15 protein-coding genes, 2 tRNA genes and 1 pseudogene are annotated in these 18,576 nt (G+C 47.1%); 5 read left to right on the top strand and 13 right to left on the bottom strand.

Going from position 1 to position 18,576, the window contains the following annotated elements; all coding sequences use genetic code 11:
• The first annotated feature begins 59 nt into the window (after positions 1 to 59).
• Positions 60 to 2,330, top strand: a complete 2,271-nt coding sequence (locus KJY73_RS18670) for a winged helix-turn-helix domain-containing protein (RefSeq protein WP_214345172.1) — start codon at positions 60 to 62, stop codon at positions 2,328 to 2,330.
• 279 nt (positions 2,331 to 2,609) lie between these two features.
• Here the strand turns inward: KJY73_RS18670 and KJY73_RS18665 are convergent, their stop codons facing one another.
• Entirely contained in the window at positions 2,610 to 3,509 is a 900-nt protein-coding gene (locus KJY73_RS18665) for an alpha/beta hydrolase (protein WP_214345171.1), read from the bottom strand.
• A gap of 96 nt (positions 3,510 to 3,605) precedes the next feature.
• Between KJY73_RS18665 and KJY73_RS18660 the strand changes: the two genes are divergently transcribed.
• Positions 3,606 to 4,481, top strand: coding sequence for a helix-turn-helix domain-containing protein (locus KJY73_RS18660; RefSeq protein ID WP_214345170.1), 876 nt, complete (start codon positions 3,606 to 3,608; stop codon positions 4,479 to 4,481).
• Positions 4,482 to 4,567: 86 nt separating this feature from the next.
• Here KJY73_RS18660 and KJY73_RS21840 read toward each other — a convergent pair.
• From KJY73_RS21840 to KJY73_RS18610, 11 genes and pseudogenes are all read right to left on the bottom strand, one after another.
• Positions 4,568 to 4,734, bottom strand: a pseudogene (locus tag KJY73_RS21840) (endonuclease III); the annotation flags it as partial.
• Between the two features lie 100 nt (positions 4,735 to 4,834).
• Positions 4,835 to 5,524 (bottom strand): hypothetical protein, encoded by a 690-nt coding sequence (locus KJY73_RS18655; protein WP_232848728.1) that lies wholly within the window; start codon positions 5,522 to 5,524, stop codon positions 4,835 to 4,837.
• A 110-nt stretch (positions 5,525 to 5,634) separates the two neighbouring features.
• Complete coding sequence (gene nth, locus KJY73_RS18650; protein ID WP_214345169.1) at positions 5,635 to 6,267, bottom strand: endonuclease III; 633 nt, start codon at positions 6,265 to 6,267, stop codon at positions 5,635 to 5,637.
• A gap of 73 nt (positions 6,268 to 6,340) precedes the next feature.
• A complete protein-coding gene (locus tag KJY73_RS18645) occupies positions 6,341 to 7,036 on the bottom strand; it encodes an electron transport complex subunit E (RefSeq protein ID WP_214345168.1) in 696 nt (231 codons plus the stop codon).
• Positions 7,029 to 7,688, bottom strand: a complete 660-nt coding sequence (rsxG, locus tag KJY73_RS18640; protein WP_214345167.1) for an electron transport complex subunit RsxG — start codon at positions 7,686 to 7,688, stop codon at positions 7,029 to 7,031. The genes KJY73_RS18645 and rsxG overlap by 8 nt, the downstream gene beginning before the upstream one ends.
• The gene (rsxD, locus tag KJY73_RS18635; RefSeq protein ID WP_214345166.1) at positions 7,685 to 8,752 is read right to left on the bottom strand and encodes an electron transport complex subunit RsxD; all 1,068 of its coding nucleotides are present in this window, start codon (positions 8,750 to 8,752) and stop codon (positions 7,685 to 7,687) included. Before rsxD ends, rsxG begins: the two co-directional genes overlap by 4 nt.
• Positions 8,749 to 11,079 (bottom strand): electron transport complex subunit RsxC, encoded by a 2,331-nt coding sequence (gene rsxC / locus KJY73_RS18630; RefSeq protein WP_232848727.1) that lies wholly within the window; start codon positions 11,077 to 11,079, stop codon positions 8,749 to 8,751. Before rsxC ends, rsxD begins: the two co-directional genes overlap by 4 nt.
• A gap of 94 nt (positions 11,080 to 11,173) precedes the next feature.
• Positions 11,174 to 11,728, bottom strand: coding sequence for an electron transport complex subunit RsxB (gene rsxB, locus KJY73_RS18625; protein ID WP_214345165.1), 555 nt, complete (start codon positions 11,726 to 11,728; stop codon positions 11,174 to 11,176).
• A complete protein-coding gene (gene rsxA / locus KJY73_RS18620) occupies positions 11,728 to 12,309 on the bottom strand; it encodes an electron transport complex subunit RsxA (RefSeq protein ID WP_206594768.1) in 582 nt (193 codons plus the stop codon). Before rsxA ends, rsxB begins: the two co-directional genes overlap by 1 nt.
• A 135-nt stretch (positions 12,310 to 12,444) precedes the next feature.
• A tRNA-Asn gene (locus tag KJY73_RS18615) sits at positions 12,445 to 12,521 on the bottom strand.
• A gap of 21 nt (positions 12,522 to 12,542) precedes the next feature.
• Positions 12,543 to 12,619: transfer RNA gene (locus tag KJY73_RS18610), tRNA-Asn, on the bottom strand.
• A gap of 833 nt (positions 12,620 to 13,452) precedes the next feature.
• Here KJY73_RS18610 and KJY73_RS18605 point away from each other — a divergent pair.
• The 3 genes from KJY73_RS18605 (at position 13,453) to KJY73_RS18595 (ending at position 17,878) form a co-directional block, all read left to right on the top strand.
• Complete coding sequence (locus tag KJY73_RS18605) at positions 13,453 to 14,829, top strand: MATE family efflux transporter (RefSeq protein ID WP_408611401.1); 1,377 nt, start codon at positions 13,453 to 13,455, stop codon at positions 14,827 to 14,829.
• Positions 14,826 to 16,829, top strand: a complete 2,004-nt coding sequence (gene uvrB / locus KJY73_RS18600) for an excinuclease ABC subunit UvrB (RefSeq protein WP_214345164.1) — start codon at positions 14,826 to 14,828, stop codon at positions 16,827 to 16,829. The genes KJY73_RS18605 and uvrB overlap by 4 nt, the downstream gene beginning before the upstream one ends.
• A 134-nt stretch (positions 16,830 to 16,963) precedes the next feature.
• Positions 16,964 to 17,878 carry a LysR family transcriptional regulator gene (locus KJY73_RS18595; protein WP_214345163.1) on the top strand — a complete coding sequence of 305 codons (915 nt, stop codon included), beginning with the start codon at positions 16,964 to 16,966 and terminating at the stop codon, positions 17,876 to 17,878.
• Between the two features lie 34 nt (positions 17,879 to 17,912).
• Here KJY73_RS18595 and queC read toward each other — a convergent pair whose 3' ends face one another.
• Positions 17,913 to 18,572 carry a 7-cyano-7-deazaguanine synthase QueC gene (gene queC, locus KJY73_RS18590; RefSeq protein WP_214345162.1) on the bottom strand — a complete coding sequence of 220 codons (660 nt, stop codon included), beginning with the start codon at positions 18,570 to 18,572 and terminating at the stop codon, positions 17,913 to 17,915.
• Between the last annotated feature and the right edge of the window lie 4 nt (positions 18,573 to 18,576).

The raw sequence follows: 18,576 nt of genomic DNA, 5'->3' as shown, positions 1-18,576 counted from the left end.
ATACTCTGTGACTAACACTAAAAAGTAATGATGTTTAGAAGAAAAAAAGTGACGAAAAGGTGATTTTTCGCGTTTTAGGCATGTTGGTAGCACATGTCGTTAAAAGACAAATTGCATTTCCACTTAAATTCATTTGTGATAGAGTCTATTCGTATGATTTATATGGTTTTTTAGGGATTATGGTAAGGCTTGGTGCTTACATACTTGATGTGAATCAGGGGCGGTTGTTACGTGAAGATGGGGCTGAGGAAGTCGCCATTGAGCCTAAGTTATTTGAGTTATTGGTACTGTTTGTTGAAAGAGCGAACACTAATGTATCCAGAAAAGATATTTTAGACAATTTATGGGCTGGTTCACTTGTTACCGATAATGCTATCAATAAGTTAGTCGCCAATCTTCGAAAAGTCTTGCATGATGATGCAAAAGATCCCCGTTATATTAAGACAATTTCTAAACGTGGTTATCGGTTAGTTTGCGAAGTTATTCCTTTAAGTCCTGCACTTTTAAATGAAGTTGGTCTAGAAAAATCTGATTGTAAGTTTGATTCTAGCGTACATGAATTATCTGAATTGAAAAGTAAGGGGGAATGGGTAAAGTATTTTTTTATCTTTGTTTTTTCTCTTTTTGCATTTTACTCTTTATATTTTTTTAACGAAAATGTAAAGAGTGGTGAAGGGTTCTCAATTGCACTGACTCGTGCCCAAGGTGTTGAGAAATCCCCATTCGTTTTTCGCGATAAAGTGCATTTGTATTATCTCAAGGAAAATGAAGATGGTAAAAGTGATCTCTGGGTAAGTAACATTAAAACGGGAGTGACCAAACGCTCAGAGTTGCATGATAATATCAGCGGTATAATTGCTGTTGTCGAAGAAAATGAAAATGACTATGTTGGTGTAATATATCTAAGTAAAAATAAGGGCTCTTGTAGCGTTTACAAGGATTTGATATCCAGTCCAACTAGCGAGAATCAAATATTAAAAGAAAGTAAGTTACTGTTTGATTGTAGTGATAGGAGAATTAAAGATTTAGACTATCACAGTAAAAATAGAACTATCTATTATACCGCTCAACCAAGAAATTTTTGGCCAAATCAAATTTATATTTTTGACTTGGAAAAAGCTAAACACAGTTTAATTGCTCAGCCGGAGCCAAGCGGTTGGGGCCATCATAGTATTGATATTTCCCCTGATGGGAATAAACTTTTGATAATGAGCACTGATAGCGACCATAAAACAAAATTGCTATCAATGAATTTGTCAAATGGTGAGGTTGTAGAAGGCGCAAAATTTTCTCGCCCTGTCTATGAAGCAATTTGGCATCATGATTCTGAACGCATTTATCACTATTCTTCACCTCCCAATAATCAGATTGTTCAAAGTGATTTTGATGGAAGAAACTCAAAGGCGATAGTGAGTATATCTGAACAGTTTTCTTCTAAGATGTCGCGTTTCCCTGATGGTAAGAATGTGCTATTTAGTACAAATTATAAAGACTTCGACAACTTATGGATTAATGCTCCTGAGAATTATACTAGAGTAAGTAATTCAACGGTTTTAGATTTATTTCCGGCTTTTTTTCATCATAAAGACCAATATTTGTTTTTATCAAACCGTAGCGGTCGGCTGCAAATTTATTGGGGTGAATATCAATCAGATCAGCCCCAAATAGTATCAAATTTTGTCTTATCTTATTCATTTGGAAATTTGTCTATTTCATCCGATGATAAAAATATATTATTGAGCGTGGATAATAAGATTTATTTGGTTCCTACAGATGATCTAAGTAATGTTAAGCATATCACAAGCTTTAAAAAAGAGAATTTAGTATATAAAAGTAACAACCCAATTATTGCGATAGACTGGATTGGAAATGAATTTATTGCCGTAACTTTGGCTAAAAAAGGTGAACCGGAATTGGTTGTATTGGATCTTTCCGGTAAGAGAGTTACGCTGCCAAAGGGCCTCTGGGGGTATGGGCTTACAGATGGTGAAAAAACAGAGAGCTATTATTTGGTAGACGCGGAAAGTAACTTTTTATATCGCGCTACTCCTATCGCATTGAATGGCGAGACTATTGTTACTGATGAGTTGATAAATACCAACATTATTCTTCCAACTGAATTCTATCATGTGAAAGTTGATAATGGTTTTTTATACTATTTTACTACCGAAAAAGATGAAGAGTATCTGCATATAGTACCGATTGATAATAGCGACGAAGAAAAGCGATTCAGGTTTAATGAAATGTCTTCGTACGATGTTAGTAAGGGAAAAATTATGGTCAGTGATAAGGCAAGGAGCGAGGGAGATATACATCAGACCATGTATTAATAAGTAGAAGATTATTGGTATGTAAAATTTTAAGTTAGTTCAGTTAATCCTTTGATAGATATTTTTTGTTTCTATTTTAAAATTAGACAGCCTGTTACTTTGGATTTTTTGTAATCCATTTCATCGCATTTTCACAAGAGGTAGGCTGTGCTGTCGCTAGTACACAATAGAGTGTGGGAAGCAACGCCAAGCCAGTCAAAAGCAAATCAAGTTCTATAACGGTGGGAGTTTGAAGCCTTTGCAGGTCATTCTTGCTGCGAATTAAGACACAATGACATGTTAACTCTCGCTAGGCTTATACAACTCGATAAGTCCATGGTAGAAAGCCAGAAATAATACCGTGCTATGTTGCTCTTCTGGGAAGTATCTTGAGGTTACTCTTAGCTTGTCATTGTTAATAGATTGCAGTTTTTCTACAAAGTCATTTCCCCAACGTCGGTTTGTGACGCCTAACTCCCCCAAATGGTCGTTGTTTGCGAAACCAAAAAATGCGTTTATTTCTTTGTTCATTAATTTGTTGAGTGATTTTTTAAGCGCATGATTTAAATAGTTATTATCCCAAACGAAAGTGGCATCAGAGATGAGGTAGTCATCGAACATGTCTGGGCGTGTTAATAGTAGGTGGGTTGCAAATAACCCGCCGAATGACATACCTAAGATGCCGCGTTGGCTGGAAACTCGAAAATTGCTTTCAATGTAAGGAAAGAGTTCATCCTGCAAGAAGTCAGCGAAGGTGTCTGCGCCGCCACTGTTTTCAGACAATCTGTCCAGAACTTTACCTTTATAGGTTAAATCACCTTGGGTGGGGGTGAGATCGCGGCTTCGGTTGGTATTAGGGATGGCAACGACGATAAACTCGGGGATTTGCTGACCCAAATCAGCGTTGGAGAGTGATTCAATCATGCCGCCTATTCCACGCATCCTGGTGGAGTAACCATCGAGAACATACAGAACAGGATAGGTCTGTTGCTTTTTTTCTGAGTATGAGCGTGGCAAGTGCACCGCAAAACGCCGAGGTTCTTTCATTACTGTGGATGTCATTTCATACCAAGTACCACTGCTAATTGACCCCACAGTCTTAACGTTTTCAGAACCAAAGGTTGCGAGTGACACCGCACTAAGTATGAGCAGGGCAAGGGACTGGAGTGTTTTATTTGTCATGCTTTTAACTTGTCTCATGGATTAATTTCTGCGACTTTATCAGCCTACTCTTCTTCGATATTGGATAATCTTGCGCTGTTTTAAGGCGTTGCAGGTGCAACTAAATATGAAGGTATGCTGAAATTTCACTCAGAAGACAAAGATCCACAAGTCAAATTAGGTTTACAGCAACAAATGGCTGAAAGCCTCACCCGAGGCGTCGGCTTTCGGGTGTGGAACGTTGAACCTAATGAAGTTGAATATCAATATGACAAAGGACACACCCTTAGCCTTTATCTTGACGGCGGACAGGAAACATTTCGTTGTGACCAACCCCACCTAAAGGGGCAACGCGGTAAACTCTGCTTGATGCCTCAAGGACACTTTAGTCGTTGGTGTTCGCCTAAACCCATTCGAATTGCCCATTTATACTTGCCTGATCAATTCCTTCGCCAAGAAGCCGAACGACACTTGAATCTTGATGCTCGACTATTAAACCTAAGAGATTTGGTCTATCAGACTGATGAAGGTTTGAGTGGAACTATGCTGTCGCTGATACAGTTGCTAAAGAATGCTGACAGAATTGAGCCGCTTTATGCAGAACAATCGCTACATACCGTGACTTCTCTGCTGTTAGAACGCTACAGTGACAAAAGCAGTGCAACAACAAAGTTGCGGGCTGGTCTGTCGGCATCAGACCGATTGCTGATCAAATCGTATATTCATCGATATCTAGGAGAAAAGCTTACGCTGAGTTTGCTGTCTGATTTGGTCGGGCTTAGCCCGTTTCATTTTGCCCGCCTATTTCGACAAAGCTTTGCTGACTCTCCGGCGAACTATATTACCAGGCAACGGGTCGAGCTCGCCAAACGCTTGTTGAGAGGTCAGGAACGTTTGACGGATATTGCTTTTACCTGCGGTTTTTACGACCAGAGCCACTTTATCCATCATTTTCAAAAAATGGTCGGTATATCCCCCAATAAATACCGTCGTACTATTCGAAAAAGCTAAGCCGTTTCTGTCTCAAGTATTCAAGATAGGGAGGTCGTTACTAGCTACAGTTAATTATGCTTTGATTGACGATCATCTCCATGGCGCTATTCGACCTTCTCCTTAAATTCACACAAATCTTCAATCAAACAGGTGCCGCAGCGGAGTTTTCTGGCCATGCAAATAGTGCAGCCATGTAATATTAACCTAGGTTGTACATCTACATTAAATTCGGCTGGTACGACGCTAGCAGTTTTTGTTCAACCTTATCGATCATTGCTTTAGCAAAGAGATGGCAACCCTGAATAGTTTGTTGGCACCAACAATGGGTGAACTGCTGGACGACAGTAAAAAATGTGTGACTTACTACCCAGTTAACCTTGGGAGTCTAAGCCCAACCGTTTATTCTCTCGTTGAAAAATACCTCGAATAACATCACCGTCAGACGGCTCCTCTTTGAGTGATTCCGGGTTCCACTGGCTTCTATGGGTGTTGAAAAAATCGCCACCATAAATATGAATGCCCCCCGTAAATCGTAATAATGGATTCGTCACTGAGTGGATGGCATTGTTAGGTAATGCTGCGGCATCTTTGGCAAATAGCGCCTCTGCGCCATAGGCTTTAATACCATCAGATGATCTCTTCCATAAAATATTATCTTCACGCCCGGTATATATACCGATATTCGCCCACATGAGGTGATTATGTGGCATCAAGTTCATCTGTGGTGTCCAGGTTGCCGCAAATATAGTCAGTGTCGGTGAGCTTAGCAGAACATTCAGCCCAGCCCTTTTGGGCTCCCCGAGCGCATTGATAACCGCGTTTGGAGTAGATACCGCTCTTTTCAATACTTCCTTTACGCCCGCTTGCGAGTCAGACTCGTTATTCGCCGCTATACAATCTTCAACAAATCGCTCTATATCCATTCTTTCTCTGCCAATTGAAGTGGGTCTGGTAGAACTGGCAAAAGCCATTGGCAAGATAAGGAAACTGGAAATTGCTGCAACTCCGGCAATTACCTTTCTTCGTTGACTACTTTGGGGAAGTCCCTCAATGCTGGCCATCGCCTTAACTCAGTAATTAGGAATAGCCGCCGATAACGGCCAAACCAATTGTTAGAGGAGGCTAATAAGTATAGCTTGTCTGTTTAACTTCACCGGCGTTAGCAGCAGGGCTAGTCGACTTTTTCCTTAAACTCACACAAATCTTCAATCAGGCAGGCGCCGCAGCGGGGCTTTCTGGCGACGCAGACATAGCGGCCATGTAGGATAAGCCAGTGATGTACATCTACTTTAAATTCGGCTGGTACCACTTTAAGTAGCTTATTTTCTACCTCTACCACATTTTTGCCCGGTGCCAGATTGGTGCGGTTGCTGACTCTGAAAATATGGGTGTCCACGGCTATGGTCGGCCAGCCAAAGGCGGTGTTGAGTACCACATTCGCTGTTTTACGGCCAACGCCGGGTAGGGCTTCCAGGGCTTCACGATTTTCCGGCACGATGGAATTGTGCTGCTCGATCAGAATTTTGCAGGCTTTTATAACGTTTTCGGCCTTGGCGTTATACAGGCCGATGGTTTTGATGTACTCCTTTAAGCCATCAACGCCGAGGGCATAAATGGCTTCGGGGGTATTGGCCACCGGAAACAATTTGTCAGTGGCTTTATTCACACTCACATCGGTCGCCTGGGCTGAAAGGGTAACGGCGACCAGTAATTCAAATGGCGATGAGAAATTCAGCTCCGTGGTGGGATGCGGGTTCTCATTGCGCAGGCGGCTAAGTATGTCGATACGTTTTTGTTGATTCATGCTTAGTTCTTATTATTTTCTCGTAGCTCGTAGCTCGTAGCTCGTAGCTCGTAGCTCGTAGCTCGTAGCTTGCTTACTGGCTTTCTGCGGTCACCCGCGCTCGTTGCACAACTTTGGCCGGCTGCTTTTGTAATTGTTCGAAGCGCTTATCCAGAGCGTTTTTCAGGGCAATAAGCAACCCCATGCCGATAAAGGCTCCCGGTGGAAGAATGGCCAACAGAAACTTATGCTCGGTAACAAATAAGGTCAGTTTGAGGCTCAGTGCCCAATCACCAAACAAGGTTTCCGCGCCGCTGAACAGAGTGCCACTGCCGAGAATCTCACGCAATGCACCGAGCGTAACTAAAACCAGGGTAAAGCCAATGCCCATCATTAAACCGTCAAAAGCGGCATAGCCAACCGGGTTTTTTGATGCGTAGGCTTCCGCCCGTCCGATAATGGCGCAGTTGGTCACGATCAACGGAATAAAAATACCCAAAGCCAAATACAGGTTATAGGTATAGGCATTCATCAATAGCTGGATCACGGTAACAAAGGCAGCGATGACCATCACAAAAATGGGAATACGTACTTCGTTGGGCACCAGATTTCGTACTAATGATACCGTGGTGTTGGAGCCGATTAATACCGACGTGGTGGCCAGCCCCAAGCCCAGGCCATTGATAAAACTGCCGGTAACCGCCAGTAGCGGGCATAAACCCAGGAGTTGAACCAGGGCCGGGTTATTTTTCCAAAGCCCCTGCCAAGACAGGGTTTTGAGCTCACTCATGGTGGTCTCCGCTATCTGAATTATGGGGCTGGCATTGATTGGGGGCTGCAAACAGCGTCTGCTGCTGCTCGGATGCCAGTAACAAGGCATTTTTAACGGCTTTTACCATAGCGCGAGGGGTAATAGTGGCGCCGGTAAATTGATCAAACTGGCCACCGTCTTTTTTCACTGCCCAGTTTTTCTGCTCGCCATTGTCCATCCCTTTGCCGTCAAAGCTCAAGATCCAATCGCTGATCCTGATATCTATTTTGTCGCCAAGTCCGGGGGTTTCCTGATGCTTAAGTACCCGAACCCCAGTCACTTTTCCTGCCAGGTTGACGCCCACCAATAAATCGATATCGCCGCTGTAGCCATCTGGTGTCATGGTTTGCAGCACCAGGGCAACAGGCTCACCTTGTAAACGGGCGCGATAAACGGTCTTGGGGCTGTCATCGCCGAGCAAATTGGCATCGGTGACCAAGGTACAGTCATGTTCAATATCATTGTCGTGCAGTGCAGGAGGCACAATGCTGCCAAGAATTTTCTGCAGCTGTTGTTGCTCCTGGCTTTTTATGCGCGGCGCGGTTAATTCATTGGTTATGGCTATCAGACCTGTGGTCACTAGCGCAAAGGCGGTCAGTGTGATGCCACTGCGTTTCAGATGGGTCTTCATCTTTTCTTGCCTCTGCTTTGATAACCATAAGTGCGAGGGCGGGTGTAGTAGTCAATCAGCGGTACCGCCATGTTCATTAGTACCACGGCAAAGGCAATAGCATCCGGATAGCCGCCCCAGGTACGGATAACAATCACCAGTAAGCCTATACCCGCACCAAAAATCAGGCGGCCTTTGTCTGTGGTGCTGGCTGACACTGGATCGGTGGCAATAAAAAAGGCCCCCAGCATAGTGCCGCCACTTAGCAGATGAAACCAGGGAGAAGCAAAGAGATCCGGGCTGGCGAGATGGATCACACCGCCAACCAGTAAGATGGCGCCCAGCATACTCACGGGAATCTGCCATTTGATGGCGCGCAGTTTGAGCAGCACCAAACCACCGGCCAGATAGGCCAAATTAATCCACAGCCAGCCAATGCCGAATCCATCAGCAAATTGTACCTTGCTGGTGGCTTCTTGTAGGGTTAAACCCAGGCCAATATCGGTCTTAACACTGTCTAGCGGTGTCGCCATGGTAAAACCGTCAGCACCCATCCTAAGTTGACTCAGGCTGTAACCGTCGGCAGTGAATCCGGTGAATATCACGCGTAGCGCATCAAAGAAATCGTACCCTTGTTCGGCGAGTGCCACGGGTGGCATCCAGGATGTCATAGCGACGGGGAAGGATACCAATAGTGTGACATAGGCCACCATGGCCGGGTTAAACAGATTAAAACCAAGCCCGCCATACAGCTGTTTGGCAATGCCTATGGCAAAGAAGGCACCAATTGCGGTTATCCACCAAGGGGTTAGCGGCGGAATGCAAATAGCCAGCAGTAGGGCTGTAAGCAGTGCGCTGCCGTCGGCCAACGCTCGTTCAAAGTCTTTCTTACGAATCTCTAATATGGCCGCCTCAATACCTAAGGCAAACACTGCAGCAATAGCAAACTGGATCAGGCTTCCCCAGCCAAAGAACCAGCACTGCAAAGCAAAGCCGGGCAGGGCACAATAGCAGACTAGCCGCATTAACTGAGCGGTGCTGCGCTGCTGATGTTGGTGGGGGGAGCTGGCTAATCTAAGGCTCATTCTTCAGTGTTTTCCTGCTGGTTAGCGGCACTGCTTTGCGCATTTTGTTTGGCTTTACGTGCTTTGGCTTTGGCAATAGCGGCGGCCACACGCTGCTTCTTCTCTTCGTTTATGGTCACCTCAGGAGCCACTGCTATCCCTGGTTCTTCATCGGTTGGCTTGGCGGCTTGGTCTTTTTGTACCTTGCGGGCCTTGGCTTGTTCTATGGCTGCCGCAATGCGCTGGGCTTTGGGATCGTCAGTCTCGGCCTTGGTATTGTCCGCTGCAGCTTTGTTTGCTTTGCGAGGGGCCCTGGGAGCTCTTACCGGCTTTTCTTTGGCTTCTGCCGGTGTGTCACTCTGGTTACTTGTGCTCGCTTCCTGAGCGGCTTTTCTGGCCTTGGCTCTGGCGACAGCGGCGGCCACTTTGGCCTGTTTATCGGTTTCGGCTGGCGCGCTGTCAGAGGCTTGGGTATTTTCAGCAGCTTGTGCGGCTTTTTTAGCCTTGGCTCTGGCGACAGCGGCGGCCACTTTGGCCTGCTTATCAGTTTCGGCTGGCGCGCTGTCAGAGGCTTGGGTATTTTCAGCAGCTTGCGCGGCTTTCTTAGCCTTGGCTCTGGCGACAGCGGCGGCCACTTTGGCCTGCTTATCGGTTTCGGCGGGCGCGCTGTCAAGCGTTTCGGTATTTTCAGCAGCTTGCGCGGCTTTTTTAGCTTTAGCCCTGGCGATGGCGGCCGCGACTTTATCTTGTTTATTTTGCTCTGGTAGCTGCTCCGCCGGCGCGACTGTATTGCCTTCGGCTGCCTGAGCTTCTTTTCTGGCTTTGGCACGGGCAATCGCTGCGGCAACTTTGTCATTACTACCAGAATCGGATACAGGCTGTGCTGCATCTTGACGCTGTTTGGCTCTGTCTAGCGCTTCGGCAGCATTTGAGGAAGCTTGTCCACCCTTGGCCGCCATGGCCTGACGGCGCGCCTCGGCGGCTTGCTGGTGTTTAAGCTCGCGCTCAGTTTTCTCTTGCTCCAGGCGCTCTTTGCGTGCTTCAAATCTGTCTCTGGCTTTATCGGCTTTTTGCTTTTCTTCTTCTTGCTGGCGCACCTGCGCTTTTGCCACTCGGTAGTAATGTACCAGTGGGATCTGACTCGGGCACACATAAGCACAAGCGCCGCATTCAATGCAGTCGAACAGATGGTAGTCCTGCGCTTTGTCCAGCTCTTTGGCTTTACTGTGCCAGTAAAGCTGCTGCGGCAATAAGCTTACCGGGCAGGCATCGGCACAAGCACTACAACGGATGCAGGCCTGCTCTTCCTCGGGCAGGGTCATCTCCTGATCGGTGGGGGCCAAAATACAATTGGTGCTTTTCACCACGGGGACCTGGTCGGATACCAGGCTAAAGCCCATCATAGGCCCACCCATAATCAGGCGTGGGGTATTTTGCCGCTGTGCCTGGTAACCGGCTTGAGCAAGCAGATGATTGACCGGTGTACCTAACAATGCCCACACATTGGATGGGCGCTGCATCGCCTCGCCGGTAAGAGTCACCACGCGCTGTATCAGCGGTTTTCCGGTAAAAATGGCATCAGCTACCGCAAAGCAGGTGCCGACGTTTTGCATAATCACGCCCACATCAATGGGGAGTCTGCCGTGGGGCACTTCACGGCCTGTTAATACCTGTATCAGCTGCTTTTCGCCGCCAGCAGGATATTTAGTTGGGATAGGGCAGACGATGTAATCCGGATTTTCCTGACAGGCCACCTGCATGGCCTGGATTGCCTGAGGTTTATTGTCTTCGATGGCAATAAGTACATGGCCGGGATTAAGCAAGTGGCAAAGTACATCAATGCCCTGACGGATTTGCCAGGCATGTTCGCGCATTAAGCGGTCATCAGCCGTTATGTAGGGTTCACATTCCGCGCCATTAATGATCAGGAACTCGACATCCTTTTTGGGGCTTACCTTGATATGAGTGGGGAAGCCCGCGCCACCCATACCGGCAATCCCTGCATCACAGATGGCTTCTATAATCTTGATCTTGGGTAACTGCTGATAGTCGGGCAGGGGCGTTAGGCTGTGCCACAGGTCTTGGCCATCCGGGGTGATTTCCACGGTTAGCTCCGCCATGCCAGACGGATGCGCGGAAACATGCGGGCCAATGGCGGTTATCTGCCCTGAAGTCGGCGCATGAATCGGCAGTGAGAACGGATTAGTGCTGCGGGTCAGCGCTTGCCCTTTTAAGACCTGGTCGCCTACGGCAACCTGTAACTGTCCTTCGGTTCCTATGTGTTGCTTAACCGTCAGATACAGGCGTTCAGGCAAACCCGCTTTACCGATAAGATCTTGATTGGACATTTCTTTGCGTCCCGGTGGATGGACTCCTCCGGGAAAATCAAAAAAACGGCCCTGGCGAATTTTGTCTATCAATGATTGCAATGTACTTCGCTCTTCAATCTAGGGTTTTTACCGGGATAGCATCTAACTGCCAACGCCATGAGGCTGCCGTTGGTTTAACCGGCAGCATATCAATACAGTCCACTGGGCAGGGCTCAACGCATAAGTCACAGCCCGTGCATTCCGCAGATATAACGGTATGCATTTGTTTTGAGGCACCGACTATGGCATCGACAGGACAAGCCTGAATACACTTAGTGCAACCAATACATTCGTCTTCACGAATAAAGGCCACCTTCTTTACGTCGGCCTCGCCATGTGCGCCGTCCAGGGGCTTGGCTTCCACCCCCATTAAATCGGCCAGTTGCTTTATTGTGGCTTCACCGCCCGGCGGACATTTGTTGATGTCGTCTCCATTGGCAATGGCTTCTGCATAAGGCCGACAACCCGGGAAACCACATTGTCCGCACTGAGTTTGCGGTAAAATGGCGTCAATTTGTTCTACCAGAGGATCGCTTTCCACTTTAAAGCGAATGGCGGCGTAGCCAAGCACCAATCCAAAGACTAATGCCAGCAAACCTATGGCAATAAGTGCATACAACAGCGTCATCAGAGTTTGACCAAACCGGTAAAGCCCATAAAGGCGAGTGACATCAGACCTGCGGTGATCATGGCAATGGACGCCCCTTTAAATGGGGAGGGGACATCAGCGGCAGCCAGACGTTCACGCATGGCAGCAAACAGTATCAGTACCAAGGAAAATCCAGCGGCGGCACCAAAGCCATATACCACGGATTGCATAAAATTATGCTGTTCGCGAACGTTTAACAGGGCAACACCCAGCACCGCACAGTTTGTGGTGATCAGGGGCAGGAAGATCCCTAACAACCGGTAAAGAGTAGGGCTGGTTTTATGCACAACCATCTCGGTAAATTGCACCACCACAGCTATCACCAGAATAAAACTTAAGGTGCGCAGATAGCCAATGCCCAGAGGCAGCAGAATGTAGTGTTCGACCAGGTAGCTGGTCAAAGAAGCTAGCGTCAATACAAAGGTCGTGGCCATGGACATGCCAATAGCCGTTTCCAACTTGCCAGACACGCCCATAAAAGGGCAAAGGCCGAGGAAATTGACCAATACAAAATTGTTTACCAGCACTGTGCCAATAAGCAGCAGGAGATATTCAGTCATGCCTAATACGGGGATTCGAATTGCTGGCGCTATTATCCGTTTTTACGACCAGATTAACAACTTGATATTACTAGGGTTATTATGGGTACAACTGAGGTGTTATAAGGCTTGGAGGTAACTTTAGGAAATGTGGAGTGGCTCCCCCTCCCCGACTCGAACGGGGGACCTGCGGATTAACAGTCCGTCGCTCTAACCAACTGAGCTAAGGGGGAACAGAAAATTGCAAGTGAATTTGGCTCCCCCTCCCCGACTCGAACGGGGGACCTGCGGATTAACAGTCCGTCGCTCTAACCAACTGAGCTAAGGGGGAGCAGATATTCACTGTTGAAAGGGTTTGACTGGTTAGTCAGGCTGTTTCAACGGAGGCGAATATTAATGAGCTGCCTGATGGGTGTCAACAACCGAATCAATAAATTTTACTAGTTTATGACTGTTTGCCTATTTGCTAGGCAATGAGTGCTTCTCATCCGTCAGCGCGAATTAAGAACGAGGAAGATCAAGCTGGAAATGGCTTCTCACTGCGGTAATGATCGGGGGATCGCTATTAGGCATAAAAAATGACCTATTAGCAGCATTTGTTATTACAAAATCCTTGCTGACTGTCTAAATAAACAGTGTTTAACAAAACTGCAACATAGCACTCACGTCCCAAAGGTTAGTGGCGACTTACCATTTTTTGTCCACAGCTGGATGAAAAACGCGAGCTCACTGGGCGGGCATGAGTTATCCACTAAATCTGTGGATAACTATGTTGATGAATCGGGAAGAAATGCGCTGAGCGCAGTAAAAATGCTGTCAAGGGGCTAAGGCATGAAAACTTGTTTATTTTGAGAAAAACAAGTAAAAACATATAGATAGCCTATTTCTTGGTGAATGGTTGGACATCTTGGCCGATTTTTGCTCGCGATCACGTATTCCTTGTTAGTTGTTTTAATCAAGGGAAATTAAATTTTCCTTTAAATCAGTCGATTAAATGGATAACGCAAGTTCTATTTTTATAGCGCTTGACTTAGCCCGCCGTCATCGATTGCTAAACCTGAAAGGGGAAATGCTCACATTTCTACACAAATGCTGACTGTCTATTGGATGGTCTTCTGATGGATCCTCCCTTATTATGTGAGCCCCTTTTAAAGACTGAGCGATATTGTGCGATCTTCTGCCAGCCATGATTTGATAAACCAGCCTATTGCCAGCACGCTGAAAAGAATGACCCTTCCCATGATTATGGGCATGGTGATGCTGATGACATTTGGTTTGGTCGACACTTTTTTTGTGAGTTTACTTGGCACCGAAGAGCTTGCGGCAATCAGTTTTACTTTTCCTGTTACCTTTACCCTAATCAGTTTGAATATTGGCCTGGGAATAGGAACATCAGCCACTATCGCTCGTTATCTGGGGTCGGGTAATGCACATCTGGCCAAGGAGTTTGGTACCGGCGCATTGATGTTATCCTTTTTGCTGGTTGGAATTTTGGCCGTAGCAGGCTTTCTAACCATTGATCCGGTGTTCCGTTTACTTGGGGCATCCGAATCACAACTTGTGCATATTCGCGACTACATGCACATCTGGTATGTTGCCGGTGTGTTTTTAGCCTTACCTATGGTGGGCAACGCGGTACTTCGCGCCTTCGGTGACACCAAAACACCCAGTGCTGTTATGGCCGTTGGGGGACTGATTAACGCTATATTAGATCCTTTATTGATCTTTGGTTGGGGGCCATTTCCCGCACTAGGTATACAGGGTGCCGCTATCGCGACCATGATAGCCTGGATGTTTGGCTGCGTTTATATTTTGTATCTGCTGGTAGCACAAAGGGAACTGGTTCTGCCTCGCTTGTTGACGCTCAGTGAGTTTCGCATGACCAGTCGTGCTGTGCTAAAGATTGGCTTACCTGCTGCGGGTGCCAATATGCTGACGCCAATCGCCAATGGCGTGTTAACGGCTATTGTCGCCACTTATGGTGCTGAAGCGGTGGCTACCTGGGGGGTAGGTAATCGTCTGGAGTCCATAGCTTGTATTGTTGTATTGGCACTGTCGATGAGTTTGCCGCCCTTTATCAGCCAGAATTTCGGAGCTGGCCGCATTGACAGGGTTAAAGAAGGCTACCTGCTGTGTATGCGTTTTGTCATGCTGTGGCAGTTTGGGATCTTTTTATTACTCTGGATTGCCTCTCCGTTAATTGCGATGGCTTTTGCTGAAGAGCAACAGGTGGCAGAGCTGATCCAACTGTTTTTAATGATAGTGCCGCTCGGTTACGGTCTTCAGGGCATTATCATTCTGACTAACTCGTCCTTAAATGCGATGCATAAACCCATGAGTGCGCTGCTGCTTAGCTTGCTGAGGTTGTTTGTGTTTTTCGTACCTATTTCCTATTTGGGCAGTCGCTTGTACGAACTGCCGGGTATGTTCGCTGCCGGAATATTGGCGAATTTGCTGACTGCCCTGGTGGCGTTTTTCTGGTTTAAACGATTGTTGGAAGAAGAATATCAGTTGCAGCAGACACAGGAGGTCGCAGGATGAACCGAGGATTTGAACTCAGGGCTAGCTACCGTCCTGCTGGCGACCAACCTAAGGCCATAGAAGCACTAGTGGAAGGGCTGGATAGTGGCCTTGCGTGTCAAACCCTGCTTGGGGTAACGGGTTCCGGTAAGACCTTTACCATGGCCAGTGTGATTGAAAAGGTGCAGCGACCCACGCTGATCCTGGCACACAATAAGACCCTGGCCGCCCAGTTATATGGGGAGATGAAAGAGTTCTTCCCTAACAACGCAGTGGAGTATTTCGTTTCTTACTACGATTACTATCAGCCAGAAGCCTACGTACCTACTACAGATACGTTTATTGAGAAAGATGCGTCTATCAATGACCATATCGAGCAGATGCGCTTATCGGCGACCAAAGCCCTGATGGAGCGGCGAGATGTCGTGATTGTCTCCAGTGTGTCAGCCATATACGGCTTAGGCGATCCCGAGTCCTACATGAAAATGCTGTTGCATTTGCGTCAGGGCGATCTGATGGATCAGCGCGATATTCTGCGTCGCCTGGCTGAACTGCAATATACCCGTAACGATGTGAGTTTTGAGCGCGGTACTTTTCGTGTACGTGGGGATGTCATCGACATTTTTCCCGCAGACTCAGATCGTCAGGGCGTCAGGGTCGAATTATTCGACGAAGAGATTGAGAAGATCAGCCTGTTTGATCCGCTCACTGGCGCTATTGAAAAGTCCGTGGCGCGCGCCACTGTCTTTCCTAAGACTCACTATGTTACCCCCAGAGAGAAAATCCTGGATGCCATAGAGCATATCAAGGTGGAATTAAAGGAACGACGTGAGCAGCTAAAAAGCGTGAATAAGCTGATTGAAGAGCAACGCATAGCACAGCGCTGTCAGTTTGATGTCGAGATGATGCTGGAATTGGGCTACTGCTCTGGTATTGAAAACTACTCGCGCTATTTATCCGGCAGGGCACCAGGCGAACCGCCCCCGACCCTGATCGACTATTTCCCTGCTGACGGTTTGCTGTTTATTGATGAATCTCATGTAACTGTGTCGCAGATTGGGGCCATGTATAAAGGCGACCGTTCGCGCAAGGAAACGTTGGTAGAGTACGGTTTCCGTCTACCGTCTGCACTTGATAACCGGCCGCTTAAGTTCGAAGAGTTTGAACAAATGTCGCCCCAGACCATATACGTGTCAGCTACGCCGGGAAAATATGAACTGGAGAAGTCTGCTGGCGACATTGTGGAGCAGGTAGTCAGGCCTACTGGCTTGGTTGACCCTGAATTGGAAGTCCGCCCGGTAGGTACCCAAGTGGATGACCTGCTCTCCGAAGTGCGTAAGCGGGTTGCGGTGAACGAACGCGTATTGGTTACTACGTTGACTAAGCGTATGGCAGAGGATCTGAGCGATTACCTGGATGAACACGGGGTCAAAGTGCGTTATCTGCACTCAGATATCGATACGGTTGAGCGAATGGAAATTATCCGTGATTTGCGTCTGGGTAAGTTTGACGTGCTGGTGGGTATTAACCTGTTACGCGAAGGTTTGGATATGCCGGAAGTCTCGCTGGTGGCCATTCTGGATGCTGACAAGGAGGGGTTTCTGCGTTCCGATCGATCATTGATTCAGACTATCGGGCGCGCGGCTCGCCACCCTAATGGCCGGGCGATTCTGTATGGCGATGTTATCACCGGCTCGATGCAGCGGGCCATTGACGAAACCAATAGGCGTCGTGAGAAACAGCAAGCTTATAATGAAGCACATGGTATTAAACCGCAGGCTTTGAATAAACCTATCACCGATGTTATGGATCTCGGTGATCGCAATCGTAGCGAGCGCCTGGCGAAAGTGGCAGAAAGATCCAAGGGTTATAAAGCGAATTCGCCCGATAAGCTGCTGCATGAAATTTCTGAACTTGAGACAAAAATGTTCAAACACGCCAGAGAACTGGAGTTCGAACAAGCTGCTGCGGTAAGAGACCAGATCGAGCAATTACGCCAGCAATTAGTCGCTATTTCGTGACAAATAAGCCAATATCCGCGACAAGTACCGGTTACAGGGTGATGAAATATACCTGTAACCGATAAATTGTTGTTTGCAAGGCTGGTCTAAACAAGTGTAGTATCTTTTGGCATACCTATAAGATCTGGACCCATATGCTAAACAGACTACAAGAATCTGATATCAAACTGTTGCGGGTGTTTTACGCTGTAGCGTCCTGTAATGGCTTTACCGCGGCTGAACCTGTGTTGCGTATGCAACGCCCCAACATCAGTGCTGCAATCAAAAAATTGGAAGAGCGACTGGATTTGGTGTTGTGTCATCGTGGTCGCGGTGGTTTCCAAATGACCAAAGAAGGTGAAGTGGTTTTTCAGGAAACCAAGCGAATTTTTAATGCCTTCGACAATTTTGTTTTCAATCTCAAAAGCTTGCATGATGACTATTCAGGTCATATCACCCTAGTGCTAATGTCCAGCTTGCCGATGAGCTTGTCTCAAGCGGTTAGTCAGGCGGTAAAAAGTACCATGCAGAAGTTTGATGACATTCATTTCAATATCCAAACTCGTCTTTACAATGAAGTCGAGCACGTGGCGCTGTCTGGGGAATGTCATTTAGTGGTATCCAGCTATGATATGGTGAAGCCTGAATCCCTGGTATTTCATCCCCTAGGTGTGGCTAACAGTGGTGGACTTTATTGCCACGAGTCGCACCCGCTAGCCAAGTACCGGGATGAATTTCCAGATAAGGTACGCCTAGAGGATTATGCCTCAATCGGCATCACAGGTTTATCCTCATCGAACTACATTGGTGAGAATCAGCGCATGTCGATTCACACCTTCTCCGATTCGTTTGAGTCCTGTATGGCGGCGATACTGACGGGGAATTATCTGGGACTACTCCCACACTCACTGGTTAACAACAACCCTGGTTTGGGGCTGGTGCAGGTAGGTGGAATAGACTTTAGCTTTAAGCACGAGTTTTATGCGATTAACGGTAAAAACACCATACTGAATCCCGTGCTGAAACACTGTATTCGAGAGTTAGCCTATTTCGCCAGTAAGAATACCTAATAAAAAGCCGCCTAAGGGCGGCTTTTTATTATGGCTATTCGTAGGGCAGGGGGTCGGTGACTCCGTTTTCGGCAAATGCCTCTAACCTTTCATTACAGGCGCCACATTTCCCGCAGGCTTTTTCTCTGCCGTTATAGCAGGTCCAGGTTTGGCTGTAGTCTAATCCCATGGCAAGTCCGTCAGTGAGAATAGCTATTTTGCTTTCATGCAAATAGGGGCTGACTATTTCCACTGGCTCATAGTTAGCGATGGCACATACATCATTCATTTTAATCACGAATTCCGGACGACAGTCAGGGTAGATGTTGTGGTCGCCGGAGTGAGCACCATAATAGACTTTGCTGGCACCAAGCGACACAGCGTAGCCCACTGCCATGGACAGCAGGATCATATTGCGATTGGGCACCACAGTGTTTTTCATGTTCTCTGCGGCATAATGGCCTTCAGCCACGTCAATATCTGTGCTGGTTAGTGAAGAATTGCCAATTAGTTGATTAATCGCACTGATGTCCACCACCTTGTGGTGAACGCCCAAGGTTTCACATACCTTGGCGGCATAGGCCAGTTCTTTCTTGTGACGCTGACCATAGTCAAAGGACAGTGCATATACCTCGAACCCTTCACGATGTGCTTTGTTGAGTACCGTAAAGGAGTCCATGCCTCCGGAAAAAATCACTACTACTTTTTGTGCCATCTGG

Source organism: Bowmanella yangjiangensis, from assembly GCF_018531185.1.
Lineage (GTDB): Bacteria > Pseudomonadota > Gammaproteobacteria > Enterobacterales > Alteromonadaceae > Bowmanella > Bowmanella yangjiangensis.
The sequence above is the reverse complement of the archived record's forward strand: the minus strand, read 5'-3'. Positions and strand labels throughout refer to the sequence as shown.